The sequence below is a fragment of the Kitasatospora purpeofusca genome (assembly GCF_036010405.1).
GTDB classification, from domain to species: Bacteria; Actinomycetota; Actinomycetes; order Streptomycetales; family Streptomycetaceae; genus Kitasatospora; species Kitasatospora purpeofusca.
On record NZ_CP108561.1, the window covers coordinates 4,667,450 to 4,684,398 of the forward strand.

Here is a 16,949-nt window from a genome sequence, read left to right on the forward strand (position 1 = left end):
ACACCGTGACCAGACGTGTGGGGGTCGTTGTTTCAGAACAACACAGTGGACGCGAGCAACTGAGGACAAGCCCTCGGCCTATTAGTACCGGTCAACTCCACCCCTCACAGGGCTTCCATATCCGGCCTATCAACCCAGTCGTCTACTGGGAGCCTTACCCTCTCAAGGAGGTGGGAGTGCTCATCTCGAAGCAGGCTTCCCGCTTAGATGCTTTCAGCGGTTATCCCTCCCGAACGTAGCCAACCAGCCATGCCCTTGGCAGGACAACTGGCACACCAGAGGTTCGTCCGTCCCGGTCCTCTCGTACTAGGGACAGCCCTTCTCAACACTCCTACGCGCACAGCGGATAGGGACCGAACTGTCTCACGACGTTCTAAACCCAGCTCGCGTACCGCTTTAATGGGCGAACAGCCCAACCCTTGGGACCTACTCCAGCCCCAGGATGCGACGAGCCGACATCGAGGTGCCAAACCATCCCGTCGATATGGACTCTTGGGGAAGATCAGCCTGTTATCCCCGGGGTACCTTTTATCCGTTGAGCGACGGCGCTTCCACAAGCCACCGCCGGATCACTAGTCCCGACTTTCGTCCCTGCTCGACCCGTCAGTCTCACAGTCAAGCTCCCTTGTGCACTTACACTCAACACCTGATTGCCAACCAGGCTGAGGGAACCTTTGGGCGCCTCCGTTACTCTTTAGGAGGCAACCGCCCCAGTTAAACTACCCACCAGACACTGTCCCTGATCCGGATCACGGACCCAGGTTAGACATCCAGCACGACCAGAGTGGTATTTCAACGACGACTCCACCATGACTGGCGTCACGGCTTCAAAGTCTCCCACCTATCCTACACAAGCCGAACCGAACACCAATATCAAGCTATAGTAAAGGTCCCGGGGTCTTTCCGTCCTGCTGCGCGAAACGAGCATCTTTACTCGTAATGCAATTTCACCGGGCCTATGGTTGAGACAGTCGAGAAGTCGTTACGCCATTCGTGCAGGTCGGAACTTACCCGACAAGGAATTTCGCTACCTTAGGATGGTTATAGTTACCACCGCCGTTTACTGGCGCTTAAGTTCTCAGCTTCGCCCCGACGAATCAGAGCTAACCGGTCCCCTTAACGTTCCAGCACCGGGCAGGCGTCAGTCCGTATACATCGCCTTACGGCTTCGCACGGACCTGTGTTTTTAGTAAACAGTCGCTTCTCGCTGGTCTCTGCGGCCACCCCCAGCTCTGGCAGCAAGTGCCGTCACCAGGAATGGCCCCCCTTCTCCCGAAGTTACGGGGGCATTTTGCCGAGTTCCTTAACCATAGTTCACCCGAACGCCTCGGTATTCTCTACCTGACCACCTGAGTCGGTTTGGGGTACGGGCCGCCATGAAACTCGCTAGAGGCTTTTCTCGACAGCATAGGATCATCCACTTCACCACAATCGGCTCGGCATCAGGTCTCAGCCTTGATGAGTGACGGATTTGCCTATCACTCGGCCTACACCCTTACCCCGGGACAACCACCGCCCGGGCTGGACTACCTTCCTGCGTCACCCCATCGCTCACCTAGTACAGACTTGGTCCAGCGGCTCCACCACGTCCCTTCGTCCGAAGACTCCGGGCCGGCTTCACGGCTTTAGCATCACCTGGTTCAGCGTTGGCGCTTCAAAGCGGGTACGGGAATATCAACCCGTTGTCCATCGACTACGCCTGTCGGCCTCGCCTTAGGTCCCGACTTACCCTGGGCAGATCAGCTTGACCCAGGAACCCTTGGTCAATCGGCGCAAGAGTTTCCCACTCTTGTATCGCTACTCATGCCTGCATTCTCACTCGTGTACCGTCCACGACTGGTTTCCACCGCCGCTTCACCCGGCACACGACGCTCCCCTACCCATCACAGCAGGCGTTGGCCCTATGTGCTGCAATGACACGACTTCGGTGATGTGCTTGAGCCCCGCTACATTGTCGGCGCGGAATCACTTGACCAGTGAGCTATTACGCACTCTTTCAAGGGTGGCTGCTTCTAAGCCAACCTCCTGGTTGTCTCTGCGACTCCACATCCTTTCCCACTTAGCACACGCTTAGGGACCTTAGTCGGTGTTCTGGGCTGTTTCCCTCTCGACCATGGAGCTTATCCCCCACAGTCTCACTGCCACGCTCTCACTTACCGGCATTCGGAGTTTGGCTAAGGTCAGTAACCCGGTGAGGCCCATCGCCTATCCAGTGCTCTACCTCCGGCAAGAAACACGTGACGCTGCACCTAAATGCATTTCGGGGAGAACCAGCTATCACGGAGTTTGATTGGCCTTTCACCCCTAACCACAGGTCATCCCCCAGGTTTTCAACCCTGGTGGGTTCGGTCCTCCACGAAGTCTTACCTCCGCTTCAACCTGCCCATGGCTAGATCACTCCGCTTCGGGTCTTGGGCATGCAACTGTATCGCCCTGTTCGGACTCGCTTTCGCTACGGCTACCCCACACGGGTTAACCTCGCTACACACCGCAAACTCGCAGGCTCATTCTTCAAAAGGCACGCAGTCACGAGACACACAGCAAGCTGCATGTCCGACGCTCCCACGGCTTGTAGGCACACGGTTTCAGGTACTATTTCACTCCGCTCCCGCGGTACTTTTCACCATTCCCTCACGGTACTATCCGCTATCGGTCACCAGGGAATATTTAGGCTTAGCGGGTGGTCCCGCCAGATTCACACGGGATTTCTCGGGCCCCGTGCTACTTGGGAGTTCTTCAAACGAGCCGTACAGATTTCGTCTACGGGGGTCTTACCCTCTACGCCGGACCTTTCGCATGTCCTTCGACTACCTGTACGGTTTCTGACTCGCCGACCGGCCGGCAGACCGGTCAAGAAAAATCCCACGACCCCATCAGCGCAACCCCTGCCGGGTCTCACACGCTCATGGTTTAGCCTCATCCGGTTTCGCTCGCCACTACTCCCGGAATCACGGTTGTTTTCTCTTCCTGCGGGTACTGAGATGTTTCACTTCCCCGCGTTCCCTCCACATACCCTATGTGTTCAGGTATGGGTGACAGCCCATGACGACTGCCGGGTTTCCCCATTCGGAAACCCCCGGATCAAAGCCTGGTTGACGGCTCCCCGGGGACTATCGTGGCCTCCCACGTCCTTCATCGGTTCCTGGTGCCAAGGCATCCACCGTGCGCCCTTAAAAACTTGGCCACAGATGCTCGCGTCCACTGTGCAGTTCTCAAACAACGACCAGACACCCACACTCGACAAGTCCGAAAACTTGCCTCGCATGAGACCGGCATCACTGAAGCAACAGCCTCACGGCCGTTCCCTCAGGACCCAACAACGTGCCCGACACACCCGATCAACAATCCGTTTTCCACGCCGAAGCAGTACTGACGGATGCCAACCAAGTGTGCCGAATAGTCAACGTTCCACCCATGAGCAACCGTGCAGGACATTCGCCTGCAAGCGGCACATTGCTCCTTAGAAAGGAGGTGATCCAGCCGCACCTTCCGGTACGGCTACCTTGTTACGACTTCGTCCCAATCGCTGGTCCCACCTTCGACGGCTCCTCCCCTTACGGGTTAGGCCACCGGCTTCGGGTGTTACCGACTTTCGTGACGTGACGGGCGGTGTGTACAAGGCCCGGGAACGTATTCACCGCAGCATGCTGATCTGCGATTACTAGCAACTCCAACTTCATGGGGTCGAGTTGCAGACCCCAATCCGAACTGAGGCCGGCTTTTTGGGATTCGCTCCGCCTCGCGGCATCGCAGCCCTTTGTACCGACCATTGTAGCACGTGTGCAGCCCAAGACATAAGGGGCATGATGATTTGACGTCGTCCCCACCTTCCTCCGAGTTGACCCCGGCAGTCTCCTGTGAGTCCCCATCACCCCGAAAGGCATGCTGGCAACACAGAACAAGGGTTGCGCTCGTTGCGGGACTTAACCCAACATCTCACGACACGAGCTGACGACAACCATGCACCACCTGTATACCGACCACAAGGGGGCGACCATCTCTGGCCGTTTCCGGTATATGTCAAGCCTTGGTAAGGTTCTTCGCGTTGCGTCGAATTAAGCCACATGCTCCGCTGCTTGTGCGGGCCCCCGTCAATTCCTTTGAGTTTTAGCCTTGCGGCCGTACTCCCCAGGCGGGGAACTTAATGCGTTAGCTGCGGCACCGACGACGTGGAATGTCGCCAACACCTAGTTCCCAACGTTTACGGCGTGGACTACCAGGGTATCTAATCCTGTTCGCTCCCCACGCTTTCGCTCCTCAGCGTCAGTAATGGCCCAGAGATCCGCCTTCGCCACCGGTGTTCCTCCTGATATCTGCGCATTTCACCGCTACACCAGGAATTCCGATCTCCCCTACCACACTCTAGCCTGCCCGTATCGAATGCAGACCCGGGGTTGAGCCCCGGGCTTTCACATCCGACGCGACAGGCCGCCTACGAGCTCTTTACGCCCAATAATTCCGGACAACGCTCGCACCCTACGTATTACCGCGGCTGCTGGCACGTAGTTAGCCGGTGCTTCTTCTGCAGGTACCGTCACTTGCGCTTCTTCCCTGCTGAAAGAGGTTTACAACCCGAAGGCCGTCATCCCTCACGCGGCGTCGCTGCATCAGGCTTTCGCCCATTGTGCAATATTCCCCACTGCTGCCTCCCGTAGGAGTCTGGGCCGTGTCTCAGTCCCAGTGTGGCCGGTCGCCCTCTCAGGCCGGCTACCCGTCGTCGCCTTGGTAGGCCATTACCCCACCAACAAGCTGATAGGCCGCGGGCTCATCCTGCACCGCCGGAGCTTTACACCCGGGACCATGCGGTCCCAGGTCATATCCGGTATTAGACCCCGTTTCCAGGGCTTGTCCCAGAGTGCAGGGCAGATTGCCCACGTGTTACTCACCCGTTCGCCACTGATCCACCCCGAAGGGCTTCACCGTTCGACTTGCATGTGTTAAGCACGCCGCCAGCGTTCGTCCTGAGCCAGGATCAAACTCTCCGTGAATGTCTACCCGACAGTGCTCAATTAAGAGCGCGGGTCAGCACTCGCGTCGAGCGGCACGGCAACCACCGGAATTAGGTGATCCCGCGCACTGCGTCCTCGCTAGTGTTTTACTTCAAAAGGAATCTCCAACCCCGAAACAAGTCCGAGGCCGGGGATGTCAACATATCTGGCGTTGACTTTTGGCACGCTGTTGAGTTCTCAAGGAGCGGACACTTCCTTCAGGCGGCTTTCACACCGGCCCTCCGGGCGCTTCGTTCTTTCGTGTTCCCAGCTTATCAGATGTTTTCCGTGCCGTTCCCGGCGCTTCCCTCATCCAACTCGCTGGTGTCTTCTGCGGCTTGACGCCCCGTCCGACGTTTCAAACTCTAGCCGATCCCCGCTCCGAAAAGCGAATCCGGCCGCAATCCCTGAAAGCAGGCACACCTAATAGACCCTGCGCCGGAACGTATCGAAAGAAATAACGACACGCCTCGGCCCGTACCGGGAAAAGGTGGTGTTTCAGAGGATTGGCTGCCTCGGGACCGTCCGCGCCGATGCGTGTCCGGTGCTCCCAGCCAGGCAGCTCGAAGAACACTAGACCTCTTGGGAGACCACGTCAACCGCGGGTGTCCGTTCGGGGGACTCCTCCTCGGCCGGCAGCTGGAAGGCGAGGACCGCGACGTCGTCGTCGTGCTCGGAGGTGACGCCCATGGCGCGCAGCAGACGGGCGCAGACCACGTCGGGGGCGCCGACCGCTCCGGTGAGGGTGCGGGCGAGCAGGTCGAGGCCCTGGTCGATGTCCTCGTCCCGGCGTTCGACCAGGCCGTCCGTATAGAGGACGCCGGTGGTGCCGGGCAGCAGGCGGAGGGTGTGCGAGAGGTGGACGCCGCCACCGGTGCCCAGGGGCGGGCCGTTCTGCTCCTCGCTGCGCAGGACGGTGCCGTCGGGGCAGCGCAGCAGCATCGGGAGGTGGCCGGCGGAGGCGTAGCCGAGCGTCCGGCGCTGCGGGTCCCAGACGGCGTAGGTGCAGGTGGCGATCTGGTTGGCGTCGATCTCCATGGCGAGGCCGTCGAGCAGGCTCATCACCTTGTGCGGCGGGAGGTCGAGGCGGGCGTAGGCGCGGACGGCGGTGCGCAGCTGCCCCATGACGGCGGCGGCCCGCAGGCCCCGGCCCATGACGTCGCCGATGACGAGGGCGGTGCGGCCCCCGTCGATGGCGATGACGTCGTACCAGTCGCCGCCGACCGCGGCCTCGGCGCCGCCCGGTTGGTAGGTGGCGGCGACCCGGAGGTCCGCGGGCTGGTCGAGCTTCTGCGGGAGGAGGCTGCGCTGGAGGGTGACGGCGGCCTCGCGCTGGCGGCGTTCGGACTCCCGCAGCCGGGCGGCGGCGAGGACCTGGTCGGTGACCTCGGCGGCGAAGATGAGGACGCCGGAGGTGGGGTCGTCACCCGTGGGAGTGGTGTCGACGGCGGTGGGGGTCGTTCCGGGGGCACTCGTGGGGGTGGATCCGGCCGGGGCTTGAGAAGGAACGGTGGCCGGGTCGCCGGGGTCGCGGGTGAGCGGCACGCAGGACACGTTGTAGTAGCGGTTGCCGGTGAGGCCGAGGATGCAGCGGGCCTTGACGCTGCGCGGGCTGCCGCCCCGGATCACCTGGTCCATCAGGGGCAGTACGCCGAGGGTGCCGAGCTCCGGCAGCGCGTCGCAGGCGGGCAGGCCGGTGGGGCGTTCGCCGAACAGTTCGCGGTAGGCGCGGTTGGCGTAGCCGAGCTGGTGCAGCGGCCCGTAGGTGACGGCGACGGGGGCGGGGATGCGGTTGAGGACCTCGCGCAGGTCCTGGGGCCGGTGGGGGTCGAGCACGCCGGTGGGGTCGAGGGCGTCCGGGATGTCGACCGGGCCGGTGGGGCTGGTGGGGTCGCGGGGGCCGGGCACCACTACGGCGTCGCCGGACGGCGTGCCGCGGTCGGTGCCGGCCCCGGACGGCGGGGTGGCACGCCACGGGACTCCGGTGAGCCGGGCGCTCCAGCGCATGAGGTTCAAACGACGGCCGCTTCCTCGGGTTCCAGGCATATCATCACTTTTTGTGCACTCGTCAGCACACGGGGTAATGACTCGGTCGGGCCGATCCTGTCAGGCGGAGGCCCGATTCCGGAAGTCGTCCGCGCCCGGCGCGGTCGTCGGGTCGGTCCCGAAGCCGTGCCGGTACTCCGCCCGGGCGGCGGCGACGGGGCCGCCGGACCGGCTCACACCGGCCGCCCGTCGGCCCGCTCCGGCCGGTCCGGCTGCTCGGGCCGGCCGATCGGGACGACCTCACGGGAGAACAGCCCGGCCAGCGCCCAGTCCACGAGGATCCGGACCCGGCGCTCGCCGCTCGGCAGCCGCCGCAGGTGGCGGGCCCGGTGCAGCCACCAGGCCCGGCGGCCGGTGAGCCGCCCGCCGCCCCGGGTGTGGGCGACCGCGCGGCCCAGGCCCAGCGAGGTGGAGCAGGCCGGCGGGCCCGGCAGGTACTCGGCGATGCCGGACGCGTGCGGGCCGCCGTCCAGCGCGACCAGCACATTGGCGGCCAGCAGCTCGGCCTGGGCGAAGGCGTGCTGGGCGTTCGGCGCGCACGGCGCCCCGTCCGTGTGCGGGTCGGGCACGGCCGCACCGTCCCCGGCGGCCCACGCCCCGGGCAGCGCGCGGCCGTCCGGGCCGAGCACCTGGAGGGTGGGCAGACAGCGGACCCGGCCGGCGGTGTCCAGCGGGAGGTCGGTGTCGCGCAGCAGCGGGTTGGGGCGGACCCCGGCCGTCCAGACCAGGGTGCGGGCCGCGAACCGGCTGCCGTCGGAGAGCGCCATCACCCCGCCGGCGGCCGACTCCAGGGTGGTGCGCAGCCGTACGTCCACATTGCGCTCGCGCAGCTGGTCCAGGGTGTGCGCGGCGAGTTCGGGCGACTCCTCGGTGAGGATCCGGTCGGTGGCCTCGACCAGGACCCAGCGCAGGTCGTCGGGGGTGGTGTGCTGGTGGCCCCGGACCGCGTACCTGGCCATGTCCTCCAGTTCGGCCAGCGCGCCGACGCCCGCGTAGCCGGCGCCGACGAAGACGAAGGTGAGCGCGGCCTGGCGGAGCGCCGGGTCGCGGGTGGTGGCGGCGAGGTCGAGCTGTTCCAGGACGTGGTTGCGCAGGCCGACGGCCTCGCCGACGGTGGAGAAGCCCCGGCCGTGCTCGGCCAGTCCGGGCACCGGGGCGGTGCGGGAGACCGATCCGGGGGCGAGCACCAGGACGTCGTAGTCGAGTTCGACCGGCGCGGGCGGTTCGCCCGGGCCGGCCGCGTCGGCCCAGGCCCGGCGGGAGGCGTGCTCGATCCGGGTGATCCGGGCGGTGAGCACCCTGCACTCGGTGAGTTCGCGACGGAGCGGGACGACCACGTGGCGGGGGTCGATGGTGCCGGCCGCGACCTCGGCGAGCAGCGGGTGGTAGGTGAGGTAGGCCTGCGGCTCGACCAGGGTGAGGTGGACCTCGCCGCGGCGCAGCCGCTCGCGCAGGCCGCGCTGGAGGTGCAGGGCGGTCGACATGCCCGCGCACCCGCCGCCGACGATCAGGATCCTGATGGCGCACCTCCTGTCGATGGGCTCCGCGGCCCGCCTTCGACCGGGCATGCCCCCATCACGCCCACCAATAAAGGACCGCCGGAGCCCTCTTGTCCACCGTCCGTGCTGTGGCGGACGGGACTGTTGGGACCGGAAGGGGACAGAAGTACTGCCGGGGTGAGTTTCTGACGCACTTTCGGCCTCGAACGGCGGTGAACTATGGTCGGATTGTGTGGCGGCGCGGCCACTGCCATGTCAACTGGTGGCGACGCACCGTGGATCGGTCATTACGGCCAGTTCTAGTGTTGGCGGGAGAACCCGACTGCGGGACCGTGATCCGGGGAAGGGTAGTTCCCGGACAGGGCCCCGAACGGGCGCCGACGCGCCGGCCCGATCGCAGCGATCGGCCCGGCGGCGCCCTCCGGAGCGGGGTCCGGGTGGACCTTCGCGCGGCCGCACCCGCGGCCGGGCGGCACCCGGGCGGCACCAACGGCACGAGCGATGGGTCATCGGTCATTTCTTTCAGGCGTAGCTGCACCGGGGGGTGCAGGGGCGGGCGACGACAGGGTCCGGAACCGGACGCCTGCGGGGGAGAGTTGGGATGATGGAACAGGAGCGACTGTTGGGGCTATCGGGTGCGGCACACCCCGGCCAGGGCGTGGTGCCGGAGCAACGCGGCCCGGCCGAGGCCGCCGGTCCACCGGGGGCGGCGTACGCGGCCGTCCCGTACCGGGGCGGCGAGGCGGCACAGGGCGGCGGGCCGGGCCCGGGCGCCCGGCTGAGGGTCGACGCGCGGCGGAACCTCGAGAGCGTGCTGCGCGCGGCTCGTGAGGTGTTCGGCGAGTTCGGCTACGGCGCGCCGATGGAGGAGGTGGCGCGGCGGGCCGGGGTCGGCGTGGGCACGGTGTACCGGCGCTTCCCGAGCAAGGAGGTGCTGGTCCAGCGGATCGCGGCCGAGGAGGTCGCCTGGCTGACCGCCCAGGCCCGCGACTCGCTGTACGGCGGCGCGGGCGCCTGGGAGGCGCTGGCCGGCTATCTGGCGCGCGCGGTGTCCACCGGGGCCGGGCGGCTGCTGCCGCCGGAGGCGTTCCGGTACGCCGAGGAGCTGGGGCGGGTGCCCGAGCAGCGTTCGCCGGACCCGGTCGGGTCGGGCAGCGCGTTCGGCTCCGCGCGGTACGAGCCGACGGCGACCGGCCTGACCGGGACGGCGTACGGTTCGGCGCCCGGTCCGCTCGGCGGTCCGGTGCCGGGCCAGGTGTCCGGCGAGGCGGCCGGAGGGCCCGTCGGGGCCGTCACCGGTCTCGGCGTCGGCGTCGGGGCGGCGACCGAGGGCGAGATCGCGGTCCTGGTGGCCGACGCGGACCCGCGGCTGCTGCTGCAACTGCTCGCGGCCCTGGTGGCCCGCGCGGGTGCGGCCGGCGAGCTGCGGCCCGGAGTGACCGTCGCGGACGTGGTGCTGGTGCTGACCGCGTCGGTACCGGTGCACGCCTGGCGCGGCGGGCCGCCGGCCGGCCCGGTCGTGGTGGGTGCGGCGGGCGCGGCGGCCGGCCCGTTGCCCGCGGGCAACGGGGACGCCCCGCAGCCGACGGACGGCCCGCAGGCGGACGGTCAGTCCGCCGAAGGACCCTCCGACCGGCTGCTCCAGATCCTGCTCGACGGCCTGCGGGCCCGCTGAGCCGGACCGCACCGGGACCCGACGTCCGGCGCGGGCAAGGAGGTTGGTGAGCGGGGGCGGACGGCTTCGGACCGTTCGCCCGGGGCGGGTGACGCCGCCCGGGGCGCCGTGCGCGGGGCGAACACATCCGCGACGGCCCCACGGAAGAGTGGGTCACGGCCGGTCCGGCTACCGCCCAACTCTGCGCTATGCCATCCTTTGCCCGTGGTTGGAGCCAATGTCCCGATGCGCGCCGTTCGCGCGCCCTCGGCGCCGTGCGGCGGAGAATCGTGCGCCCACGCACTCCCGCGCGCCCTGCCACACTACGGGGGCTGTCGTGGAGTCTGGGGTCCGTTGTGAGCGCCGAGGAACAGAACGACTACGGCTACGGCCTCGACTTCGGGCGGTCCGCCGGGGGCGGGCCCGACCGCGGTCCTGACGGACCGGCCGCCGGCCCCGGGGCACCCGGCGGCGGGCCGGGCACTCCGCCCGGGCCGGTGCCGGCGGGCCAGGTGCCGGACCAGGCCGGGATGCCGGGCCGCGAGACCCTCTCCGCCTCCGCCGCGGCGCTCCCCCAGGGCCGGGTCCCGGGGCAGGCCGGCGCCGGGCGCGGTGGTGTCGTCCCGGAGGCCTTCGTCGGCACCGGGGCGTCGGCGCGCCCCACCGTGCCCGCGCCGGCCGATCCCGTCGACGGCGAACGGCCGCCCTCCGACGCGGAGTTGACCGCGCTCGTCCGGGCCGGCGACGACACCGCCTACGAGGAGATCTACCGCCGGCACGTGGATTCGGTGCGCCGCTACGCCCGGACCTGCTGCCGGGACAGCTTCACCGCCGAGGACCTGGCGGGCGAGGTGTTCGCCCGCACCCTGCAGGCGCTTCGGGCGGGCAAGGGACCGGAGTTCGCCGTCCGCGCCTATCTGCTGACCGCGGTCCGGAACGTCGCGGCGGCCTGGACCCGAAGCGAGCGGCGCGAGCAACTCGTGGACGACTTCAGCCTGTTCGCGCACAGCTCGGCCGCCGTGGTGGACCTCGATCTGGCCGATCCGGGCGCCGACGCCTGGGCGATGGCGCTGGCCGACCAGCGCATGGTGATGCAGGCCTACGCCGAACTCCCCGAGGACGACCGGGTGGTGCTCTGGCACACCGAGGTCGAGCGGGAGTCCCCCAAGACCGTCGCGGTGATGCTCGGCAAGACCGCCAACGCGACCGCCGTCCAGGCCCACCGGGCCCGCGACCGGCTCGCCGCCGGCTTCCTGCAGGCGCACGTCTCGGGCAGCCAGGACCGGGACTGCGAGGCGTACGCCAACCGGCTCGGCGCGTACGCGCGCGGCTCGCTGCGCAAGCGTGCCTCGGCGGAGGTCGGCCGGCACCTCAAGGAGTGCGACCGGTGCACGGCCGCGTGCCTGGAGCTGTCCGAGATCAACCACGGGCTGCGCGCGCTGCTGCCCGGTGGGGTGCTGGTCTGGATCGGCGCGGGCGGCTTCGGTGCCGCCGCGGCCGCCGTCGGCGGAGTGGCGGCGGTGGGCGGCGCGGCCGCCGGGACCGCGGCCGCCGCGGCGGGCGGCACGGCCGGCGGCACGGCCGGCGGTGCGGCCGGCGGTGCGGCCGGCGGTGCGGCCGGCGGTGCGGCCGGTGCCGCGACCGGAACGACAGCGGGCGCCGGGACGGCCGGGGCCGCGGGTGGTGCGGGCGCCGGGGCCTCCGGCGGGGGCGGGGGCGCCGCGAGCGCCGCCGCGGAGGGCCTGGGCACCGCCGCGAAGGCCGGGATCGCCGCCGCCGTCGCGGTGGCGGCGGCGGCCGTCGCCGCGTACGCGCTCACCGGCGCACCCGAGCCCAGGCCCCCGGTGGCCGCTGCCCCGGTCTCCGCGCCGGCCGTTCCCGCGCCGCCGTCCGCCGAGCCCGAGCCGCCCGCCCCGGAACCGGCCCCGCCGCCCGCGCCGGAGAGCCCGGCCCCGGTGCCGGTGGAGCAGCCGGCCCCCGCGCCGTCCGCGCCCCCGCCGCCCGCCGCCGCGCCCAGGCCGGTGCCGGCGGCGCCGAGCAGCCCGCCGGCGACCGCGGCGGCCCCCTCGCCGACGCCCGCGCCCCCGAGGCCCACTCCGACGCCGACGCCCACCCCGACCCCGCCCGCGACCGTCCCGGCGGTGCCGGTGCCGACCCCGCCGACCGTGCCGGTGCCCGAGGTGCCGCTGCCGCCCGTGCCCGAGGTGGTGGTGCCGACACCCACCGTGACGCCGAGCCTGCCGACCGCGCCGCCCACGGCCGTACCGACCCCGCCGGTGCCCACCGACTTCTGGGCCGACGACCTGCCGGTGGTCAGGTCGTCCCAGAACCGGGTGCCGCCGCCCCGGCCGAGCATCCGGGAGAACGGCAGCGACTGGTTCTGGCAGCGGGACAGCGTCTCGGTCGCCGGCACCGAGCACCGGCACGGCATCAGCGTGCACGCGCCCGCGACCACGGTGATCGACCTCAACCGGAGCTGCACGTCCTTCGACGCGGTGGCCGGGATGGACGACCTGACCTTCGCCCTCGGCGGGGTGGTCTTCTCGGTGCAGGGCCGCGACGGGCGGACGCTGTGGAGTTCGCCCACGCTGCGCGCGGGCGACCCGGCGGTGCCGGTGCACGTGCCGCTCGGCGGGCAGACCTCGATCCGGCTGGTGGTGGTGCCGGCGAACGGCATCTGGTCGGCGCTGAACATGGCCGACTGGGCCGAGGCCCGCTTCAGGTGCGTCTGAAGCGGGCCCCGGGGGCGTCTGCGGACCGTCGGGTCAGACGGCGCAGGAGCCGTCCGCGCACGCCTCGCCGGCCGGGGCGACCTGCACCGGGGCCGGCCGGCGCTCGCCGATCTCGGTGGCGACCTGCTCCAGCACCTGGCGGAAGGTCTCGGCCTCCTGGCCGCCCTGGACCGCCCACTTGCCCTCGAAGACGAAGGTCGGCACGGCGGTGATGCCGATCTCCCGGGCCTCGGCCAGCTGGGCGCGCACCTCGGCGGCGCCCTCCTCGCCGGCCAGGTAGGCCGTCACCCGGTCGCGGTCCAGGCCCGCGCCGACCGCGACCTCGGCGAGCGCGGTGCGGTCGCCGACGTCCACGCCGTCGCTGAAGTGCGCCTTGAGCAGGGCCTCCTTGAGCCGGCCCTGGGCGGCCGCGCCGTACTCGGTCTCGGCGAGGTGCAGCAGCCGGTGACCGAGGAAGGTGTTGGCGTGCAGGGCGGCGTCGAAGTCGTAGCCGATGCCCTCGGCCCGGCCCAGCTCGGCGACCCGGGCGTCCATCGCGACCGACTGCGGTCCGTAGCGCTCGGCCAGCCACTCCCGGTGCGGGCTCGCCGTGGCCGGGGCGTCCGGCACCAGCTGGTACGGCCGGTAGACCACCTCGACGTTCTCCTTGCCCGCGAAGCCGTCGAGCGCCTGCTCGAAGCGGCGCTTGCCGATGTAGCACCAGGGGCAGGCGATGTCGGAGTAGATCTCGACCTTCATGACGGGGGCTCCAGAGGGGGTGGGGACGGGTCCGAGATGGATGAACGATGAACCATCTCGGGACATTCCCGGCGGGTGCTCAGCCCTCCGGAGGGGCGGGGACGACCAGGACCGGGCAGGCCGCGTGGTGGACCAGGGCGCCGCTGACCGAGCCCAGCAGGAGCCGGGCGAAGCCGCCGTTGCCCCGGGTGCCGGCCACCACGGTGTGCTGCCGGGCCGAGGAGGCGAGCAGGACCTCGATCACATTGCCGAGCACCACGTGCAGGGACATCTCGGCGGTGCAGGGTTGGGCGCGGGCCCGCTGGACGGCGACCACCGCACGGCGCAGGCCGTCCGCCATCGACTCGACCAGGGTCTCCACGCTCTCCTGGACCAGTTCGGCCATCCCCGGCGGGTAGCCGGTGGGCGCCGGGTTGACGACGGCGAGCACGTACAGCGGCAGGTCGTGGGCCTCGGCCTCGGTCATCGCCCGGTCCAGGGCCCAGAGCGAGCCGTCCGAGCCGTCGCAGGCCGCGAGCACCCCGGGCGGGCGGTTGGTCGGGAGCCGGCCGAGCACCGAGAGCACGACGGGGACGGACGGGTCGGGACCGGCACTGGTCACCACGGCCTCCGGGCGGGGAAGGGGTCGGGACGTTCGCCATGATCGCCGTCCGGTGCCGCCGCGTGCCCGAGCCGCGCCGGGAGCCGCAGGAGCGCCGGGAGCGGGGTCGGGCCGGTGCGCGGGGCAGGTGCGCGGGGCAGGGCAGGTGCGCGGGGCAGGTGCGCGGGATCAGGGCGGGACGGGGTCAGGAGAGGCGGGGCGGGGACAGGGCGGGGTGGACGGGGCGCGGCAGGCCGGTCCAGCAGGCGCCGTGGCGGCGGGCGCGGACCCGGCGGAGCCAGAGCTCGGTGGCGACCAGGTCGGCGAGGCCCGCCAGGGCGGCGGGCGGCAGCGGGGCCGCCGGGTCGGCGGCGCGGTCGAGCGCGGCCCGGACGGCGGGGAGGTCGATCAGCCCGGCCTCGGCGAGCAGCGGCGCGTCGAAGAGTTCGGCCAGGCCGTCGGCGGCGAGCCGCAGGCCCGCCCGGACGGTGCTGGCGCGGTCGGGGCGCGGGCCCCGGCCCCAGTCGGGCGGCAGGTCGGTCCGGCCGGCGCCGGCCAGGACGGCGTGCAGCAGCGCGGGCCGGGCGCCGGGCTGGAGCCGGACCTCGTCCGGGAGCAGCCGGGCGGCCCGCACCACCTGGTTGTCGAGGAAGGGCGCGTGCAGCCGCTGGCCCGGCTGTTCGGTGGCGTGCACCAGCGTGCGGAAGCCGCGCGCGTGCCGGTGCAGGGCGTGCCGGGCCCGGTACGCGCCGGGGTTGTCCCCGGGCGCCGGTTCGCGCGCCGCCAGGCGCAGCCGCAGCGCGACCGCGGAGAGCGCCTCGTCGGACAGCCAGCGGGCGGCGGGACCGGGGACCACCCAGGCGAGGTCGTCCGCCGAGCGCGCTCCGGCCGTGCCGGAGCCGTCGGCCGTCCGGCGGAGGGTCAGCCGCACGGCGGCGTCGTCGAGCGCGTCCGGGTAGCGGATCCGGGCCAGCCGGTGGGCGGCGCGCAGCACCGTGAACGGGGTCCGCAGCGCACCGGTCAGGACGCCGGCGGCCGCCCGGTCGGCGCCCGCCAGCGCGGCCACCGGGGAGAGGAGTTCGCGGGAGCGGCCGGCCCGGACCAGGTCGGCCAGCCGGGCCGGGTGCCCGTCCAGGACCTGCCGGGCGCCGTGGCCGGTGAGGTGGTCGGTGCCGCCCGCCCCGAACCGGGCCTCGGCCCAGGCCGCGGTGACCAGCTCGGGGCCGGGCTCGTCGGTGAGCGGCCCGGCGGTCGGGTCGGCGCGCAGGTCCGCGTACGGGAGGGTGTCGGGGCCGGGGGCGAGCACGGTGCGGCGCAGCCGCGGGACGTCCGGGGCGAGCGCCGGGGCGGCGGGGACGGTCCCGGTGCCGGTGGTCTCGCCGAAGGTGACGGCGGCGACGGGTTCGGAGGCGGTGCGCGGCCGGGCGCCGGAGCGGGCCCAGGAGCCCTTCACCGCCCCGGTCCGGACCGGGCCGCCGGACCGGGCGGCGGACGCCGAGCCGGACGCGGACGTGGCTCCGGACCCGGCCCCGGGCCCGGACTCCTCGGACGGCGGTCCGGTCCGCGCCGGGACGGCCCGGTACGGCCCGGACGGGTAGGGCGCCACCGCTCCGGCCGGCCCGACGGCGGCCGGCCCCGCCGCAGGCGGGACCGCGGCGGCGAGCAGCGCGACGGTGGCGGAGGCCGTCCCGTAGGAGAGGTCGACCCCGAGCCTGGCCCGCCCGGACCGGCCGGCCGGCAGCGCGGCCGGGCCGGCCGGACTGGTGCGGACCCGGAACCGGACCGACTCCAGCAGCGCCCGGGTCAGCTCCCGGACCGCCGCCGCCTCCCCGCGCCCCGGCACCCCCTCGGCGCCCGGGCCGTCGTACTGCGTGAGGTACGGCCGCCCGCTCCGGACTGCGAGCGCGTGCCCGGGCGGCACCCGCCGCACCCCGAGGTAGGGGGTGCCGGTGCCGAGCGCCTCGGGCGCCTCGGGGCAGGCGAGCCGGGCGGCCAGGTGGCCGGTGTCCAGCGGTGCCCCGACCAGGTCGGCGAGCGGCAGGGCCGCCGTGGCGTACGCGGTGCCGTCGCCCCACGGGGTGTGGAAGACCGGCCGGGCCCCGGCCAGGTCGGTGAGCAGCACGGTGGACCGGGTGCCGCTGCGCAGCACCACGGTGTAGCTGCCGGGCCAGCCGGTGAGGTGGCGGACGGCGCCGCCGCGGGCGGCGGCCAGGCCGGCGGCGAGTTCGGCGTCGGTGGCACCGCAGTGGCCGAACACGGCGAGCCGGAGGGTGGCGGGGTTCGCCTCGAAGGGGTCGGGCGCGGTGGGTCCGGTGGTGACCGAGGCGCCGGTCCCGGGCCGCAGGACGGCCAGGCGGATCTCCTCGGGGCGCCAGTCGCCGACCGCCCAGAGCGGGTCGGGACCGGTCCACAGGGTGCGCGCGGCGATCGGGGCCACGGCACCGGGCGGCTCGTGCGCCGGTGCGACCGGCCGGGGCGCGCCCGTGCACCAGCCCGTCAGCCACCGCATCGCGCCTCCACCGGACGAGGACCTGCACCGCTCGGCGGGTCCGGATCCCGCGGCCCGCGTCCGGCGCGCCGTCAGAGGACATGGTGCCACCGGTTGTGCGTCCGGTGACCGGAGTTGTCGTTTCCGGTGCGCGGGCGGGGCCGTTGCCGTAGGGGCGCGGCCTTCGGACCGCACCGGGCGGACGACGGTGACGGCGCGGGGTT

6 protein-coding genes, 2 rRNA genes and 1 pseudogene are annotated in these 16,949 nt (G+C 71.2%); 2 read left to right on the top strand and 7 right to left on the bottom strand.

The window, feature by feature from the left end:
- Positions 1-61 precede the first annotated feature (61 nt).
- From OG715_RS20675 to OG715_RS20690, 4 genes and pseudogenes are all read right to left on the bottom strand, one after another.
- Positions 62-3,184 (bottom strand): 23S ribosomal RNA (locus OG715_RS20675).
- 280 nt (positions 3,185-3,464) lie between these two features.
- Positions 3,465-4,988 (bottom strand): 16S ribosomal RNA (locus OG715_RS20680).
- Together the 16S and 23S rRNA genes form the textbook arrangement of a ribosomal RNA operon.
- Before the next feature lie 630 nt (positions 4,989-5,618).
- A pseudogene (locus OG715_RS20685) lies at positions 5,619-7,034 on the bottom strand (SpoIIE family protein phosphatase); the annotation flags it as partial.
- 173 nt (positions 7,035-7,207) lie between these two features.
- On the bottom strand, positions 7,208-8,602 hold the full coding sequence (locus OG715_RS20690; protein ID WP_266270294.1) for an NAD(P)/FAD-dependent oxidoreductase: 1,395 nt from the start codon (positions 8,600-8,602) through the stop codon (positions 7,208-7,210).
- Between the two features lie 535 nt (positions 8,603-9,137).
- Here OG715_RS20690 and OG715_RS20695 point away from each other — a divergent pair.
- Together OG715_RS20695 and OG715_RS20700 are read left to right on the top strand one after the other, a co-directional pair.
- Positions 9,138-10,208, top strand: coding sequence for a TetR/AcrR family transcriptional regulator (locus OG715_RS20695; RefSeq protein WP_266270295.1), 1,071 nt, complete (start codon positions 9,138-9,140; stop codon positions 10,206-10,208).
- 335 nt (positions 10,209-10,543) lie between these two features.
- Positions 10,544-12,919 (top strand): sigma-70 family RNA polymerase sigma factor, encoded by a 2,376-nt coding sequence (locus OG715_RS20700; protein ID WP_266270296.1) that lies wholly within the window; start codon positions 10,544-10,546, stop codon positions 12,917-12,919.
- 33 nt (positions 12,920-12,952) lie between these two features.
- Here OG715_RS20700 and OG715_RS20705 read toward each other — a convergent pair whose 3' ends face one another.
- The 3 genes from OG715_RS20705 to OG715_RS20715 form a co-directional block, all read right to left on the bottom strand.
- On the bottom strand, positions 12,953-13,657 hold the full coding sequence (locus tag OG715_RS20705; protein WP_266270297.1) for a DsbA family oxidoreductase: 705 nt from the start codon (positions 13,655-13,657) through the stop codon (positions 12,953-12,955).
- A 79-nt stretch (positions 13,658-13,736) separates the two neighbouring features.
- Positions 13,737-14,258 carry a universal stress protein gene (locus OG715_RS20710; protein WP_266270298.1) on the bottom strand — a complete coding sequence of 174 codons (522 nt, stop codon included), beginning with the start codon at positions 14,256-14,258 and terminating at the stop codon, positions 13,737-13,739.
- A 184-nt stretch (positions 14,259-14,442) separates the two neighbouring features.
- Positions 14,443-16,746: an asparagine synthase-related protein gene (locus OG715_RS20715; protein ID WP_266270300.1), complete on the bottom strand. Its 2,304-nt coding sequence runs from the start codon at positions 16,744-16,746 to the stop codon at positions 14,443-14,445.
- Positions 16,747-16,949 lie beyond the last annotated feature (203 nt).

Bases quoted from the DNA above. Each gene is read 5' to 3' on its own strand.
- OG715_RS20690 (WP_266270294.1), bottom strand. From the start codon at position 8,602: ATGCCCGGTCGAAGGCGGGCCGCGGAGCCCATCGACAGGAGGTGCGCC.
- OG715_RS20695 (WP_266270295.1), top strand. From the start codon at position 9,138: ATGGAACAGGAGCGACTGTTGGGGCTATCGGGTGCGGCACACCCCGGC.
- OG715_RS20705 (WP_266270297.1), bottom strand. From the start codon at position 13,657: ATGAAGGTCGAGATCTACTCCGACATCGCCTGCCCCTGGTGCTACATC.
- OG715_RS20715 (WP_266270300.1), bottom strand. From the start codon at position 16,746: ATGCGGTGGCTGACGGGCTGGTGCACGGGCGCGCCCCGGCCGGTCGCA.